The organism is Mycobacterium sp. E136 (assembly GCF_001666865.1).
Taxonomy (GTDB): Bacteria; Actinomycetota; Actinomycetes; order Mycobacteriales; family Mycobacteriaceae; genus Mycobacterium.
In genome coordinates, this window is the sequence record NZ_LZJE01000350.1 from 1 (window position 1) to 13,435 (window position 13,435).

General features: G+C 68.7%; 17 protein-coding genes and 1 pseudogene. 11 read left to right on the forward strand and 7 right to left on the reverse strand.

The features are described 5' to 3' along the window. The 6 genes and pseudogenes from A5698_RS23340 to A5698_RS23365 all read right to left on the reverse strand — a co-directional run. Positions 1-853 (reverse strand): DUF222 domain-containing protein (locus tag A5698_RS23340; RefSeq protein WP_156670865.1); only part of this gene is annotated, 853 nt, incomplete at its 3' end. Between the two features lie 48 nt (positions 854-901). After that, positions 902-1,084, reverse strand: coding sequence for a hypothetical protein (locus A5698_RS23345; protein ID WP_068301748.1), 183 nt, complete (start codon positions 1,082-1,084; stop codon positions 902-904). Positions 1,085-1,128: 44 nt separating this feature from the next. After that, complete coding sequence (locus A5698_RS23350; protein WP_068301815.1) at positions 1,129-1,731, reverse strand: methyltransferase family protein; 603 nt, start codon at positions 1,729-1,731, stop codon at positions 1,129-1,131. A gap of 5 nt (positions 1,732-1,736) precedes the next feature. Next, positions 1,737-2,066 carry an ArsR/SmtB family transcription factor gene (locus A5698_RS23355; RefSeq protein ID WP_067291878.1) on the reverse strand — a complete coding sequence of 110 codons (330 nt, stop codon included), beginning with the start codon at positions 2,064-2,066 and terminating at the stop codon, positions 1,737-1,739. 105 nt (positions 2,067-2,171) lie between these two features. Beyond that, positions 2,172-3,008 carry an enoyl-CoA hydratase/isomerase family protein gene (locus A5698_RS23360; protein ID WP_068301751.1) on the reverse strand — a complete coding sequence of 279 codons (837 nt, stop codon included), beginning with the start codon at positions 3,006-3,008 and terminating at the stop codon, positions 2,172-2,174. After that, positions 3,005-3,894: pseudogene (locus A5698_RS23365) on the reverse strand (PfkB family carbohydrate kinase). The gene A5698_RS23360 and the pseudogene A5698_RS23365 overlap by 4 nt, the downstream one beginning before the upstream one ends. Before the next feature lie 74 nt (positions 3,895-3,968). On the opposite strand from A5698_RS23365, the gene A5698_RS23370 reads away from it, so the two are divergent. The 11 genes from A5698_RS23370 (at position 3,969) to A5698_RS23420 (ending at position 12,378) form a co-directional block, all read left to right on the forward strand. Continuing rightward, the gene (locus A5698_RS23370; RefSeq protein WP_068301754.1) at positions 3,969-5,225 is read left to right on the forward strand and encodes a glutamate-5-semialdehyde dehydrogenase; all 1,257 of its coding nucleotides are present in this window, start codon (positions 3,969-3,971) and stop codon (positions 5,223-5,225) included. 15 nt (positions 5,226-5,240) lie between these two features. Further along, positions 5,241-6,143 carry an AAA family ATPase gene (locus A5698_RS23375; protein WP_067085629.1) on the forward strand — a complete coding sequence of 301 codons (903 nt, stop codon included), beginning with the start codon at positions 5,241-5,243 and terminating at the stop codon, positions 6,141-6,143. Between the two features lies 1 nt (position 6,144). Next, on the forward strand, positions 6,145-7,593 hold the full coding sequence (locus A5698_RS23380) for a vWA domain-containing protein (RefSeq protein WP_068301757.1): 1,449 nt from the start codon (positions 6,145-6,147) through the stop codon (positions 7,591-7,593). A 32-nt stretch (positions 7,594-7,625) separates the two neighbouring features. Further along, complete coding sequence (nadD, locus tag A5698_RS23385; protein WP_084792587.1) at positions 7,626-8,264, forward strand: nicotinate-nucleotide adenylyltransferase; 639 nt, start codon at positions 7,626-7,628, stop codon at positions 8,262-8,264. Continuing rightward, positions 8,261-8,662 (forward strand): ribosome silencing factor, encoded by a 402-nt coding sequence (rsfS, locus tag A5698_RS23390; RefSeq protein WP_067085634.1) that lies wholly within the window; start codon positions 8,261-8,263, stop codon positions 8,660-8,662. Before nadD ends, rsfS begins: the two co-directional genes overlap by 4 nt. A gap of 20 nt (positions 8,663-8,682) precedes the next feature. Next, on the forward strand, positions 8,683-9,342 hold the full coding sequence (gpgP, locus tag A5698_RS23395; RefSeq protein WP_068301820.1) for a glucosyl-3-phosphoglycerate phosphatase: 660 nt from the start codon (positions 8,683-8,685) through the stop codon (positions 9,340-9,342). Beyond that, positions 9,332-10,054: a diglucosylglycerate octanoyltransferase gene (gene octT, locus A5698_RS23400; RefSeq protein ID WP_068301762.1), complete on the forward strand. Its 723-nt coding sequence runs from the start codon at positions 9,332-9,334 to the stop codon at positions 10,052-10,054. The genes gpgP and octT overlap by 11 nt, the downstream gene beginning before the upstream one ends. Then, entirely contained in the window at positions 10,045-10,881 is an 837-nt protein-coding gene (locus A5698_RS23405) for a DegV family protein (RefSeq protein WP_068301764.1), read from the forward strand. The genes octT and A5698_RS23405 overlap by 10 nt, the downstream gene beginning before the upstream one ends. Positions 10,882-10,955: 74 nt before the next feature. Beyond that, positions 10,956-11,276, forward strand: coding sequence for an ArsR/SmtB family transcription factor (locus A5698_RS23410; protein WP_502686723.1), 321 nt, complete (start codon positions 10,956-10,958; stop codon positions 11,274-11,276). After that, positions 11,273-11,758 (forward strand): SRPBCC family protein, encoded by a 486-nt coding sequence (locus tag A5698_RS23415; RefSeq protein ID WP_068301766.1) that lies wholly within the window; start codon positions 11,273-11,275, stop codon positions 11,756-11,758. Before A5698_RS23410 ends, A5698_RS23415 begins: the two co-directional genes overlap by 4 nt. Further along, entirely contained in the window at positions 11,755-12,378 is a 624-nt protein-coding gene (locus A5698_RS23420) for a maleylpyruvate isomerase family mycothiol-dependent enzyme (protein WP_068301768.1), read from the forward strand. Before A5698_RS23415 ends, A5698_RS23420 begins: the two co-directional genes overlap by 4 nt. A gap of 3 nt (positions 12,379-12,381) precedes the next feature. Here the strand turns inward: A5698_RS23420 and A5698_RS23425 are convergent, their stop codons facing one another. After that, complete coding sequence (locus A5698_RS23425; protein WP_067085643.1) at positions 12,382-13,434, reverse strand: NAD(P)H-dependent amine dehydrogenase family protein; 1,053 nt, start codon at positions 13,432-13,434, stop codon at positions 12,382-12,384. Position 13,435 lies beyond the last annotated feature (1 nt).

The following is a 13,435-nucleotide window of genomic DNA, read 5'->3' on the forward strand; positions in this document are numbered from 1 at the left end:
GTTGTCCGCTCATCAATGCGATGCGCCCGACGGCGAGCAGTGCGTCGTGTTGGCGCTGGGCCAGGGTGCGGTGGTCGTTGTCGATTTGGGCTTGGGTCGGGGTGCCCGAGGTGCACGGTTGGGGGTCGTCGGGGTTGCACATGCCCGGGGCGGCGTATTTGGCCAAGATCGCTTCCCACACCGCCCACGCTTCGGGGGTCAGCGTGGCGCGCAGTTGCACCATCCCGTCGGGGCCTTGTTTGGACTTCCTGAGGCCGCGTTTGCGGGCGCGGTCGATGTCGGTGGGCTCGGGGCCGTCTTGGTCGAGCAGAAACAGTGTGAGGTCGGCGGTGTCGGTGAGTTCTTTGGGCCCGACTTTCACCGCGGTGCGCACCAGGTCGAGTTCGAACTGCTCGCGGGTGGGCGCGTCCACCCAGCTGGGCAGTTTGGTGATCGATTTGCGGATGACCTCGACATGTTCGGCGTTGATCAAACCCTGAGATTGGGCAGCTGCGGTGGCGGGCAGGGCCGGTGGCAGCGACGGCCCGGTCACCGCCTGGCGCGGGGCCAGCACCTCGGCCTCGGTCAACCGCCGGTTGGCCTCGCTCGTCGAGATCCGGTAGCGCACCCGCAGAACTTCTTTCCAGGTGTGGGCACCCAACTCATTGGGCGTCGTCTCGGTCAGCACGCGCGCCAGCATCCGTTGACGCACCGACGGCAGCTGACACGACAGGGTTTCCACATCGTCTAGAGCGCCGAGGAGATCATGTCGGGTCAACAGATCCAAGCCGCAGGCCGCCACCTCCTCATAAGCGGCGCGCAGCCCGGCTAACGCCTCCTGCAACCGACTCCCCGACATATATCGAACATACATTCGAGGTCTGACAAGTCGAGGTCCCCAACGTTTGGTGGCCTGCGCCGGTCAGGGTTTGTTGCGCAACCGCTCGGACAGTGCGCCGGCGGCCGCGCCGGCCAGCGCCCCGATGGTCGCCCACCACCATTGGCTCGTCACCCCCGCCACCGCGGACCCGACGATCAGGCCGATGATGAGCGGCATCCAGCGCCAGCCCGCTTCCTGCTTGCTGTTCGTCTGATTGCGTGCCATGGCCCCACGGTAACGGCGGGAGGGCCGTCGATCGTGCGCCCCCGTCAGCGCCGGCCCACGCCGGGAACGAACCGCCCGACAGTCGCGAGGTAGTCGCGGTAGGCGTCGCCGTGCACGATGAGCAGATACGGTTCCTCGACGACGCGGACCTGTGCCTCGATGGTCGACACCAGCAGCACGAAGCCGATCACCGCGACGAGATTCGGTGTGATCAAGGCGATTCCGAGGCCGAAGACCATCATCGCGGTGAAGATCGGATTACGTACCCAGCCGAACACGCCGCGGCGCACCAGCGTGGTTGTCTCGTTGGCGTCGACGCCGATCCGCCAGGACTCGCCCATGTCGACCTGCGCGTACAGCGTTGCGGCGATACCGATCACGGCGATCGCGACGCCTGCGACGTTCACCCACGGGCGATCGAGCGGCGCCAGCGGCGCAACGACGCCCGCCAGTTGCAGGATCGGCGCGAACACCGCCGCACCCATCGACACGACGAAACCCACACCCGCGAACCATTCGAGCGACAGCGGTCGGCCGCTGATCCCGCGGAAACCCGTCGATCCGGTGCGGCGCTTCTGTTGCCAACTGCGCCAACCGAATCCGAGCGCGGCGAACACGACGAACAGGACGATGGCGACGATCGGCATCGTCATCAGCAGCAGGCCTCGTCGGCGGCGGCGGGGCAGCAGGCCGGGTCGACCTCGAGCACCAGACCGACCAGGTCGTCGAGCGCGTGCGCGATCCGCTCATCGGCTAGTTCATACCGGCTGCGGCGACCCTCCGGTTGTGCGGTCACCAGGCCGCAGCCCCGCAGACACGCCAGGTGGTTGGACAGGATCTGGCGCGAGACGCCGATCTTGTCGGCCAGCTCCGAGGGATAGCCGGGACCGTCGCGCAGGATCAGCAGGATCTCGGCGCGGGTCGGGTCCGACAGGGCGCAACCGAACCGTGCCAGCGCATCGCTGTGAGTGACCGTCTGCATGGCGCAGACAATACATCAAATTCTGTATTCAGCAAATCCTGAACTATTCATCGTGGTTCGGTGCACTTCCGATCGCTGAGCGGCCGGTAGTGCACCGAAATCGCCTTAGAGGCGGCCGTCGATGCGCAGATCCGGGTGCACCCAGTTCGGCGAGCGGCGCTCCTTGAACGCCATGAAGCCCTCGATCGACTCGGGCGCCCCCAGGCTGGCCTGCATGCCGATCCGGTCGTAGAGGCCGATGTAGTTGTCGATGCTGGACTTGACGACCGTCCGCGCCGCCGGCGCGGTCCGGCAGCACTGCGCCAGCACCTCGCGAGCCGCGTCGGCCAGCTCGTCGTGCGGCACGACCCGCGCGACCATGCCCCAGTCGTGCGCCTCGGCGGCGGTCAGCGTCCGCCCGGTGAACATCAGGTCGCGGGTGCGGACCGGCCCGATCAGCCTGGCCAGCATGTGGCTGTAATAGGTGTCGGCGATCCCGCGGTACAGCTCGGGCACCCGGAACGTGGCCCGGTCGCTGACCACGGCGATGTCGGCGCACAGCGCGATCTGCAGCCCGCCGCCCTGACACAGCCCGTTCACCGCGGCCACCACCGGCTTCGCTGACTGGCGCAGCGTGTCGAACGGCAACGCGTCCATACCCAGCGCGGGCCCGAACGTCATCCAGTTGTCGGCGCCGCCGCCACCCATGTCGCCACCCGGCGCGAAGACGTCGCCGGTGCCGGTGATCAACAGGCCCGCGAGATCCGGATCGCTCTCGACGTGCTTGACCGCGTACTTGATGCCGAAGTACATCGCGGGCGTCATCGCGTTGCGCGCCTCCGGCCGGTCGAGCCGGCACACGCCGAAGGCCCCCTCGCGGGTGAACTTCAGGAACGGAGTGCCGAGCCAGTCGCCGTCGGGCGGCCGCGGGGTGTCGGTGGTGCTCGGCTGGGTGCTCGTCATAACTGCCTTTCTGTCACTCTTTTGGACACAGCATCGTCGATGGCCTCGGCGTACGGCGCCAGTCACCGGCCCCGGGCACGAGCGTCGACAGGGCCGCCGCGGCGCAGGCGCGTCGCAGCGCTAGTTCGTGACCGTCGAGCCAGTGCGTGGCGAGCACGCCGGCGAACACGTCGCCCGCGCCGGTGGTGTCGACCGCCCGCACCGCGGGGGCGGGGACGCTGAACCGTTCGCCGTCGCCCAGATAGCTCGCCCCGCGCGCGCCGCGCGTGATCACCAGGTGCGGAACGGGCCAGTGCCACTCGCCGGCCTCGGTCTCGTTGACCACGACGACGTCGGCCGACTGCGACAGGGCCAGCAGGTCGTGCGGCGGCGCCCCGGTCGGCGAGGCGTTGACGATGACGACGGCGTCGGCGGCACGGGCCACCTGCGCGGCGGCGATGGCGGTCGCGATCGGGATCTCCAGCTGCAGCAACACCACGTCGCTTTCGGCGATGACGGCACGGACGTCGGCGGAGTCGACGGTCAACACGCCGTTCGCGCCGGGCGCCACCACGATCGTGTTCTCGGCCGACGCGTCGACGGTGATGACGGCCGACCCGCTCGGGCCGGGAACGGTCACGACACCGTCGAGGCCGACTCCGTTGGCGCTGAGGTGGTTCCGCAGCATGTCGGCCGACCCGTCGGTTCCCAGCGCGGCGACCAGTTGCACGCGTGCGCCCGCCCTGGCCGCTGCGACCGCCTGGTTGCCGCCCTTGCCGCCCGGCGATGCCGACAGGTCGGACGCCAGCACGGTCTGGCCCGGCCGGGGCAGCGCACGCACGGTGAAGGTCAGATCGGCATTGACACTGCCGACCACACATACCCGGCTGCAGTCCCGCGGCGCCATGGATCCCAACGCTAATGCAGGGCCCCTACCTGACACGTGTCGAACGCCGGAACCTCGTTCGATACCCTGGGTAAATGAGTGTCGAGGCTCCCGTCGGCGCTGTCGCCGCCGACCTGCGTCAGCAGGTGCACGATGCTGCCCGCCGCGCCCGCACGGCGGCCCGCGCGCTGGCCGTCCTGAGCTCGGAAACCAAGAACCGCGCGCTGAACACCGCCGCCGATCACGTGCTGATGTCGACGAGCCAGATCCTCGAGGCCAATGAGCAGGATCTCGCCGCCGCCCGCGCCGCGGGCACGCCCGAGGCCATGCTCGACCGGCTGGCGTTGAACCCGAAGCGGATCGACGGCATCGCCGACGGGTTGCGACAGGTGTCGCGGCTGCCCGATCCACTCGGCGAGGTGTTGCAGGGCCGGACGTTGCCGAACGGTCTGCAGCTGCGCCAGCAGCGGGTGCCGCTCGGTGTGGTCGGGATCGTCTACGAGGGCCGGCCGAACGTGACGGTCGACGCGTTCGGATTGACGCTGAAATCCGGAAACGCCGTGCTGCTGCGTGGCAGCTCATCGGCGGCCAACTCCAACGCCGCGCTGGTGAACGCGCTACGTGCGGCGCTGGCCACCGAGTTGCTCGAGGTGGACGTTGTCCAGCTGCTGCCCAGCGCCGACCGCGCCAGCGTCACCCACCTGATCCAGGCCCGCGGGCTGGTGGACGTCGTGATCCCTCGCGGTGGAGCGGGGCTGATCGACGCCGTCGTCCGTGATGCGACGGTGCCGACGATCGAGACGGGCGTCGGGAATTGCCATGTCTACGTTCACGAGTCGGCGGACCTCGACGTCGCCGAACAGATCCTGCTCAACGCGAAGACGCGCCGTCCCAGCGTCTGCAATGCCGCCGAATCGGTGTTGATCGACGCGGCCATCGCCGACCGTGCGGTGCCGCGGTTGACCCAGGCGCTCAAGGATGCCGGCGTGACGGTGCACGACAACCCGTCCGACGACGAGCTGCGCGCCGAATTCCTGTCGCTCGACATCGCGTTGGCGGTGGTCGACGGCGTCGACGCGGCGATTGCCCACGTCAACGAGTACGGCACCGGACACACCGAGGCCATCGTCACCACCGATCTGGCTGCCGCGCAACGGTTCACCGAACGGGTCGATGCCGCCGCGGTGATGGTGAATGCGTCGACGGCCTTCACCGATGGCGAGCAGTTCGGGTTCGGCGCCGAGATCGGCATCTCCACCCAGAAGCTGCACGCCCGCGGACCCATGGGTCTGCCCGAACTGACGTCAACCAAGTGGATTGTGTGGGGAGACGGCCACACCCGCCCGGCCTGAAATAGGAGCTATTCCGTGAGTGTCCCCGCGCGCCCAGCGCCGCTGTTCGCCGACATCGAGGATGTCGGCAGGCGGCTCGCTGAAACCGGCTACCTGCCCGACACCGCAACCGCCACAGCGGTTTTCCTCGCCGACAGGCTGGGCAAGCCGCTGCTGGTGGAGGGCCCCGCCGGGGTCGGCAAGACCGAACTGGCCCGCGCCGTCGCGCAGTCGACGGGCTCGGGTCTGGTGCGGTTGCAGTGCTACGAGGGCGTCGACGAGGCCCGCGCCCTCTACGAGTGGAACCACGCCAAGCAGATCCTGCGCATCCAGGCCGGGCACGCAGGCTCGATTGCCGGCTCTGCCGGCGGCGATTGGGACAGCACCCGCGACGACGTCTTCTCCGAGGAGTTCCTGCTCTCGCGGCCGCTGCTGACCGCGATCCGGCGCACCGAACCGACCGTGCTGCTGATCGACGAGACCGACAAGGCCGACATCGAGATCGAAGGCCTGCTGCTCGAGGTGCTCTCCGACTTCGCGGTGACGGTGCCGGAGCTCGGCACCATCGTCGCCGAGCGGCCGCCGTTCGTCGTCCTCACCTCCAACGCCACCCGTGAGCTGTCCGAGGCGCTCAAGCGCCGGTGTCTGTTCCTGCACATCGATTTTCCCGACCCCGATCTGGAGCGCCGCATCCTGCTGTCGCGGGTTCCCGAGCTGCCCGAGCGGGTCGCCGACGAGTTGGTCAAGATCATCGGCGTGCTGCGCGGGATGCAGCTCAAGAAGCTGCCGTCGGTCGCCGAGACCATCGACTGGGGCCGCACGATCCTGGCCCTGGGGCTCGACACCATCGACGACGCGACCATCGCGGCCACGCTCGGTGTGGTGCTCAAACACCAGTCGGACCAGATCAAGGCGTCCGGCGAGCTGAGGCTCAACTGACATGGCCGTCCGCCGGACCCGACCGCCGCAGCCGCTGGCGCCGCACGGCCTGCCCGGCCACCTGGTCGGGTTCGTCGAAGCGCTGCGGGCGCAGGGCATTTCGGTAGGTCCGTCGGAGACCGTCGACGCCGGACGGGTGCTGTCGGTGCTGGGGTTGGCCGACCGCGACGCGCTGCGCGAGGGCATCGCGTGTGCGGTGCTGCGCCGCCCCGACCACCGCGACACCTATGACGCGATGTTCGACCTGTGGTTCCCGGCCGCGCTGGGTGCTAGGACGGTTCTGGTCGAGGACGACGATGACAGCGACGCCGACGAGCTCGGTCTGCCTCCCGAGGACGTCGAGGCGATGCGCGCGGCGCTGCTGGATATGCTGGCCCAGAACGAGGATCTGGCCAACCTCGACGAGCGGATGGCGACGATGATCGCCCAGATCGTCGAGGCGTACGGCCGCTACAACTCCAGTCGCGGGCCGTCGTATTCGTCGTATCAGGCGCTCAAGGCGATGAACCTCGACGACCTCGAGGGCCGCCTGCTGGCCGGTCTGCTGGCGCCCTACGGTGACGAGCCGTCGCCGACCCAGGAGCAGATCGCCAAAGCGCTTGCCGCACAACGTATCAACCAGCTGCGCAAGATGGTCGAGTCCGAGACCAAGCGCCGCACCGCCGAGCAGCTCGGTCGCGACCACGTGCAGATGTACGGCGTGCCGCAGCTCGCCGAGAACGTCGAGTTCCTGCGCGCGTCGGGTGAGCAGCTGCGCCAGATGCGACGGGTGGTGGCGCCGCTGGCCCGCACGCTGGCGACCCGGCTGGCCGCACGGCGACGGCGATCGCGGGCCGGCGAGATCGACCTGCGCAAGACGCTGCGCAAGTCCATGTCGACCGGCGGCGTGCCGATCGACGTGGTGCTCAAGAAACCGCATCCCGCGCGGCCCGAGTTGGTGGTGCTGTGCGACGTGTCAGGGTCGGTCGCGGGCTTCAGCCACTTCACGTTGCTGCTCGTGCACGCGTTGCGCCAGCAGTTCTCGCGGGTACGGGTGTTCGCCTTCATCGACACCACCGACGAGGTGACCGAGCTGTTCGGCCCCGATGCCGATCTGGCGGTCGCGGTGCAGCGCATCACGCGCGAGGCCGGGGTGTACACGCGCGACGGGCACTCCGACTACGGCCACGCGTTCGTGTCGTTCATGGACCGCTGGCCCAACGCGCTCTCACCGCGCAGTGCGCTGCTGATTTTGGGCGACGGCCGCAACAACTACCGCAATCCGGAGATCGAGCTGCTCGCGCACATGGTGAACTCGAGCAGGCACGCACACTGGCTCAATCCCGAACCGCGCCACCTGTGGGGCAGCGGCGACTCGGCGGTGCCGCGCTATCAAGACGTCATCACCATGCACGAATGCCGGTCGGCCAAGCAGCTGGCGTCGGTGATCGACCAGTTGCTCCCGGTCTAACCGGGGCGAGCGCTCCCGTAAGCTGGCTATTCGTGGCTCCGCGACGCAGGCTCGGCGTGATGGGTGGGACGTTCGATCCCATCCACAACGGCCACCTGGTGGCCGCCAGCGAGGTGGCCGACCGGTTCGGGCTCGACGAGGTCGTGTTCGTCCCGACCGGACAGCCGTGGCAGAAGGATCGCGACGTCACCGCCGCCGAGGACAGGTACCTGATGACGGTGATCGCGACCGCCTCCAACCCGCGGTTCAGCGTCAGCCGGGTCGACATCGACCGGGGCGGGCCGACCTACACCAAGGACACGCTGCGCGATCTGCACGCGCTCAACCCCGACGCCGACCTGTTCTTCATCACCGGGGCCGACGCGCTGGCGTCGATCCTGACGTGGCAGAACTGGGAGGACATGTTCGCGATCGCCAACTTCGTCGGGGTGAGCAGGCCGGGGTACGAGTTGGACGGCAAGCACATCGCGGCGGCGATCAAAGAGCTGCCCGACGATGCCCTCAAGCTGGTCGAGGTGCCCGCGCTCGCGATCTCGTCGACCGACTGCCGCAAGCGCGCCGAACAGGGCCGACCGATCTGGTACCTGGTCCCCGACGGCGTCGTGCAGTACGTGGCCAAGCGCAAACTCTATGCGAGACAACCGATAACAACCCAAGGGAAGCATCAATGAGCGCCTCCGACGAAGCCGTTCGCATGGCGACCGTGGCCGCGCAGGCGGCCGCGTCGAAAGTGGCCGACGACGTCGTCGTGATCGACGTGTCGAGCCAACTCGTCATCACCGACTGCTTCGTGATCGCCTCGGCCTCCAACGAACGTCAGGTCAACGCGATCGTCGACGAGGTCGAGGAGAAGATGCGCCTGGCCGGCTACAAGCCCGCCCGCCGCGAGGGCGCCCGTGAGGGCCGCTGGACGCTGCTCGACTTCGTCGACATCGTGGTGCACATCCAGCATCAGGACGAGCGCAACTTCTATGCGCTGGACCGGTTGTGGAAGGACTGCCCGACCATTCCGGTCGACCTCGACCAGCCGGCCGCGCAACCGGCGGCAGACGAGGACGGCGCGCCGTGAGACGGGTCCGGCGCCTGGTCATGCTGCGGCACGGCCAGACCGAGTACAACGCCGGCAGCCGGATGCAGGGACAGCTGGACACCGACCTGACCGACCTGGGCCGCCATCAGGCCGTCGCCGCCGCGGAGGTGCTGGCCAAGCGTCAACCCCTGGTGATCGTTTCGTCGGATCTGCGTCGCGCCCTCGACACCGCCGTCACGCTGGGCGAACGCGCCGGCATGCCGGTGATCGCCGACGTCCGCCTGCGCGAGACCCACCTCGGCCAGTGGCAGGGAATGACGCACATCGAGGTCGACGCGGCAGCGCCCGGGGCCCGACTGGCGTGGCGCGACGATTCCCGGTGGGCACCGCCGGGCGGCGAGAGCCGCGTCGACGTCGCCGCCCGCAGCAGGCCGCTGGTCGACGAGCTCATCGGCGCACACGCCGAGTGGGGTGTGGATCAGGCCGGCGACGGACCGGACCGGCCCGTCGTTCTCGTCGCCCACGGCGGTCTGATCGCGGCGTTGACCGCCTCGCTGCTCGACCTACCCGTGGACAACTGGCCGATCCTCGGCGGGATGGGCAACGCCAGCTGGGTCCAGCTGTCCGGCCACAGCGCCGTCGACGCCGCGCCCGCCGATATCCGGTGGCGGCTCGACGTGTGGAACGCCGCGGCACAGGTTGCCAACGATGTCCTCTGACCGTCAGACCCTGCTGGTCTTCTGCGACTCGCTGTCCTACTACGGGCCGACCGGCGGCCTGCCGTCCGATGACCCGCGCATCTGGCCGAACATCGTTGCCGCACAACTGGGTTGGGATGTCGAGCTGATCGGCCGGATCGGCTGGACGTGTCGCGACGTCTGGTGGGCGGCCATCCAGGATCCGCGGGCGTGGGCGGCCTTGCCGCGCGCCGGCGCGGTCGTCTTTGCCACGGGCGGAATGGATTCGCTGCCCTCGCCGCTGCCGACCGCATTGCGCGAGCTGATCCGCTACGTGCGCCCGCCGTTGCTGCGGCGCTGGGTGCGCGACGGGTACGGCTGGATACAGCCGCGGTTGTCGCCGGTCGCGCGGGCGGCGTTGCCGCCGCACCTGTCGGCGGAGTACCTCGAGATGACCCGCGGCGCGATCGATTTCAACCGTCCGGGAATCCCCGTCGTGGCATGCCTGCCCTCGGTGCACATCGCCGACACCTACGGCAAGGCGCACCACGGCCGCGACGGCACGGTCAAGGCGATCACGAAATGGGCCGAGCAGCACGACGTTCCGCTGGTCGACCTCAAGGCCGCGGTCGGCGAGTACATCATGAGCGGTCAGGGCAACCCTGACGGAATCCACTGGAACTTCGAGGCCCACCAGGCGGTCGCGGACTCGATGCTCAAGGCGCTCGCCGAAGCCGGCGTGCCATGTCGGTAGTGGTGGTCACGGACTCGTCGTCGCGGTTGGCGCCGGACGAGTTGAAGCAGTGGAACATCCGGCAGGTGCCGTTGCACGTGCTGGTCGACGTCATCGATCTGCGCGACGGTATCGACGACGTGCCCTACGACATCCACGAGGTGCCACGCGCGAGCACCGCGGGAGCCGCGCCCGCCGACCTCGCCGAGACGTACCGGCAGGCGCTGCGCGACAGCGGCGGCGACGGCGTGGTCGCGGTGCATCTCTCGTCGGGGTTGTCGAGCAGTTACAGTTCGGCGGTTCAGGCCGCGCGCGAGTTCGGACCCTCGGTGCGCGTGGTCAATTCGCGGTCGGCGGCGATGGGGGTGGGGTTCACCGCGGTGGCGGCGGCCAGGGCCGCGGCGTCCGGTTCCGACCTGGATTCGGTTGAGGCCGTTGCGCGTTCGGCCGCGCAGCGCACCCACGCGTTCATCGTCGTGCACCGGCTCGACAACCTGCGCCGCAGCGGGCGCATCGGCACCGCGGCGTCCTGGCTGGGTACCGCCCTCTCGCTCAAACCGCTGCTGCGCCTCGACGTCGACGGTCGCCTCGTACTCGACCAGCGGATCCGGACGATCACCAAGGCGCACGCGGCGATGGTCGACCGCATCGCCGATCTCGTCGGCGAACGTCAGGCGTCGATCGCGGTGCATCATGTCGACAACCACGACGGCGCCGACGAGGTGGGCGCCGCGTTGACCGACCGCCTGCCTCAGCTCGAGGCGCTCACCGTCACCGACATGGGGCCGGTGCTGTCGATCCATGTCGGTGCCGGAGCGATCGGCGTCGTCGTCCAGCTTGCTTCGTAGCCGGGTAGTTCGGCGAGCGCACGCTTCCTTCGCGGGTCTTGTCGCGAATATTGGTAAGTGGTAACTTACCGTTCGTGCTGGCTTACCAAGAGGGCGATGCGTGGGTGGCCATGGCCGACCGCACCCGGCGGTCGATCGTGGAACGGCTCGCGCACCGGCCGATGGCGGTGGGGGAGCTGGCTCGCGATCTTCCGGTCAGCAGGCCGGCGGTTTCTCAACATCTGAAGGTGCTCAAGCTCGCCGGGTTGGTGTGCGACCGCGCCGACGGAACCCGCCGCGTCTATCAGCTGGACCCGGCGGGCTTGGCTGCCATGCGGTCCGAACTCGACCGCTTTTGGATGCAGGCGCTGGCCGGATTCAAAGAGATAGTAGAGAGCGAAGGAGAACCCCGATGACCTCTGCCCAGTCCGCGGTCGTCCGTCACGACATCACGGTGAACGCGCCGCTCGAGAGAGCATTTCGGGTGTTCACCGAGAGATTCGGCGACTTCAAACCCCGCGAACACAACCTGCTCAGCGTGCCGATCGAGGAGACGGTGCTGGAGCCTCACGTGGGTGGCCGCATCTACGACCGCGGTGTCGACGGCAGCGTGTGCGAATGGGCACGGGTGTTGGTCGTCGACCCTCCGCATCGCCTGGTGTTCTCGTGGAACATCGGCACGACGTGGCAGCTGGAATCCGATCCCGCGCGGTGCAGCGAGGTGGAGGTGGCGTTCACCGCCGAGTCGGACGATCGCACGCGCGTCAGCATCGAGCATCGCCACATCGAACGGCACGGCGACGGTTGGGATTCGGTCGCTTCGGGCGTCGGCGGCGACGCGGGCTGGCCGCTGTACCTGCGCCGGTACGGTGAGCTGCTGGAACGGGAACCGCAGTGACGGACGCCGACCTCAAGGACCTGACCCGCGACGAACGCGCCGACCTGGCCTCTCTTCTGGCCGAGCTGACTCCCGACGAGTGGCACCACCCCAGCCTGTGCACCAGGTGGACGGTCAAAGATGTTGTGGCACACGTGGTCAGCTATGAGGAGCTCGGCACCGCCGGCCTGCTCAAGCGGTTCGCCAAGGGCATGGTGGTGAACGCCAATCAGGTCGGTGTCGACGAATTCGCGAGCCTGACACCTGACGAACTGCTGGCCTATCTGAACCGCCACCTGTATCCGAGCGGCCTGACGGCTCGACTCGGCGGCACGATCGGATTCGTCGACGGCACAGTCCATCACCAGGACATCCGCCGCGCGCTCGGCCGTCCCCGCACCATCCCCGCCGATCGCCTGGCGCGCATCCTGCCGCTGATCCCCGGCAATCCGCGGCTGGGCGCGGGCCGTCGCATCCGCGGATTACGTCTGCGCGCGACCGACGTCGACTGGAGCCACGGGCAGGGTCCGGAGGTGACCGGGCCGGGGGAGGCGCTGATGATGGCGATGACGGGCCGGCCCGCCGCGCTCGGCGATCTCGACGGACCCGGGAAAGACGCCCTCGCGCAACGGCTCAGCTGAAGATCAGGTCGCGGCGCGTCCGGTGACCGGCGGCAGATCCTTCAGCGTGACGATGCCCGGCGGCGCGGCGACCACCGCCGGCACCGCGTTGGTCACCGGCAGCGCGGTGTAGATCATGCCCAGGCCCATGAAGCCGGGTTCGGTCCAGTCCCTTGGCGGCAGGCAGTGCAGCACTGTGCGCATGTTGGGAAGTCCGAACACCTGGATGACGTGGCCGTGTTCGAGCGGCTTGGGCGGAGTGACGTGTTCGCCCATGATCCAGTTGAATCCGACGCTGACGACGTTCTTCTCGCCCACCCAGCCGCGGTGGTATCCGTAGACGCCGGCAACGGTGCCCGCGGGGATCTGCATGAACCCGAGGTCGGAATCGCCGGTGGCCGCGGTGAATTCCACGTCGAAGGTGATCCGGTCGAGCTTGGCGCCGATCGCGTCGGCCATCATCGCCGCCGACTCGGCGAACACCTCGCTTTCGCGTCGGACACTTTCGGCCAGTCCGGGGGTGTTCGGGTCCTGCGAGAAGCCCATCGCGGTCTGGGTGCCCGCGGATTCGTACGTCGAACAGTCCACCGACTCGGTGATACGGATCTCGTCGACGCGCTCGCACGCTCCCGACAGCACCATGCCCACCATGTTGCTCATGCCGGGGTGCGCGCCGCTGCCGAAGATCGTCGAATTGCCCTTCTCGCAGGCCTTCCTGATGCGGTCGAGGTCCTCGGGCGACTGCTTGCCGCCGGTGATCCACGCCGCGCTCGAGCAGACGTTGACGCCTGCCTCGAGAAGCTTTGCCAGCTCGTCGATGTCGGGCCACAGCGGGTTGTAGCAGCAGGCGTCGGGCCGCTGCGCCAGCAGCGCATCGATGTCGTTGGTGGCCATCACCCCGGTCGGCTGCGGCCAGCCGGCCAGCTCTGCCGCGTCGACGCCGACCTTGTCCGCACCGTGGGCGTAGACGCCGACGAGTTCCATGTCCTCGCGGCCGATGATCGCGTGCAGCGAACGGCGGCCGATGTTGCCGGTGGTCCACTGGATGACGCGAAGCGGCCGATCAGGTGTCGTCACG

What these genes read in the sequence shown, in the direction of transcription:
- A5698_RS23345 (WP_068301748.1), bottom strand. Translation starts at nt 1,084, where the DNA reads ATGGCACGCAATCAGACGAACAGCAAGCAGGAAGCGGGCTGGCGCTGG.
- A5698_RS23350 (WP_068301815.1), bottom strand. Translation starts at nt 1,731, where the DNA reads ATGCCGATCGTCGCCATCGTCCTGTTCGTCGTGTTCGCCGCGCTCGGA.
- A5698_RS23355 (WP_067291878.1), bottom strand. Translation starts at nt 2,066, where the DNA reads ATGCAGACGGTCACTCACAGCGATGCGCTGGCACGGTTCGGTTGCGCC.
- A5698_RS23360 (WP_068301751.1), bottom strand. Translation starts at nt 3,008, where the DNA reads ATGACGAGCACCCAGCCGAGCACCACCGACACCCCGCGGCCGCCCGAC.
- A5698_RS23370 (WP_068301754.1), top strand. Translation starts at nt 3,969, where the DNA reads ATGAGTGTCGAGGCTCCCGTCGGCGCTGTCGCCGCCGACCTGCGTCAG.
- A5698_RS23380 (WP_068301757.1), top strand. Translation starts at nt 6,145, where the DNA reads ATGGCCGTCCGCCGGACCCGACCGCCGCAGCCGCTGGCGCCGCACGGC.
- rsfS (WP_067085634.1), top strand. Translation starts at nt 8,261, where the DNA reads ATGAGCGCCTCCGACGAAGCCGTTCGCATGGCGACCGTGGCCGCGCAG.
- gpgP (WP_068301820.1), top strand. Translation starts at nt 8,683, where the DNA reads ATGCTGCGGCACGGCCAGACCGAGTACAACGCCGGCAGCCGGATGCAG.
- octT (WP_068301762.1), top strand. Translation starts at nt 9,332, where the DNA reads ATGTCCTCTGACCGTCAGACCCTGCTGGTCTTCTGCGACTCGCTGTCC.
- A5698_RS23405 (WP_068301764.1), top strand. Translation starts at nt 10,045, where the DNA reads ATGTCGGTAGTGGTGGTCACGGACTCGTCGTCGCGGTTGGCGCCGGAC.
- A5698_RS23415 (WP_068301766.1), top strand. Translation starts at nt 11,273, where the DNA reads ATGACCTCTGCCCAGTCCGCGGTCGTCCGTCACGACATCACGGTGAAC.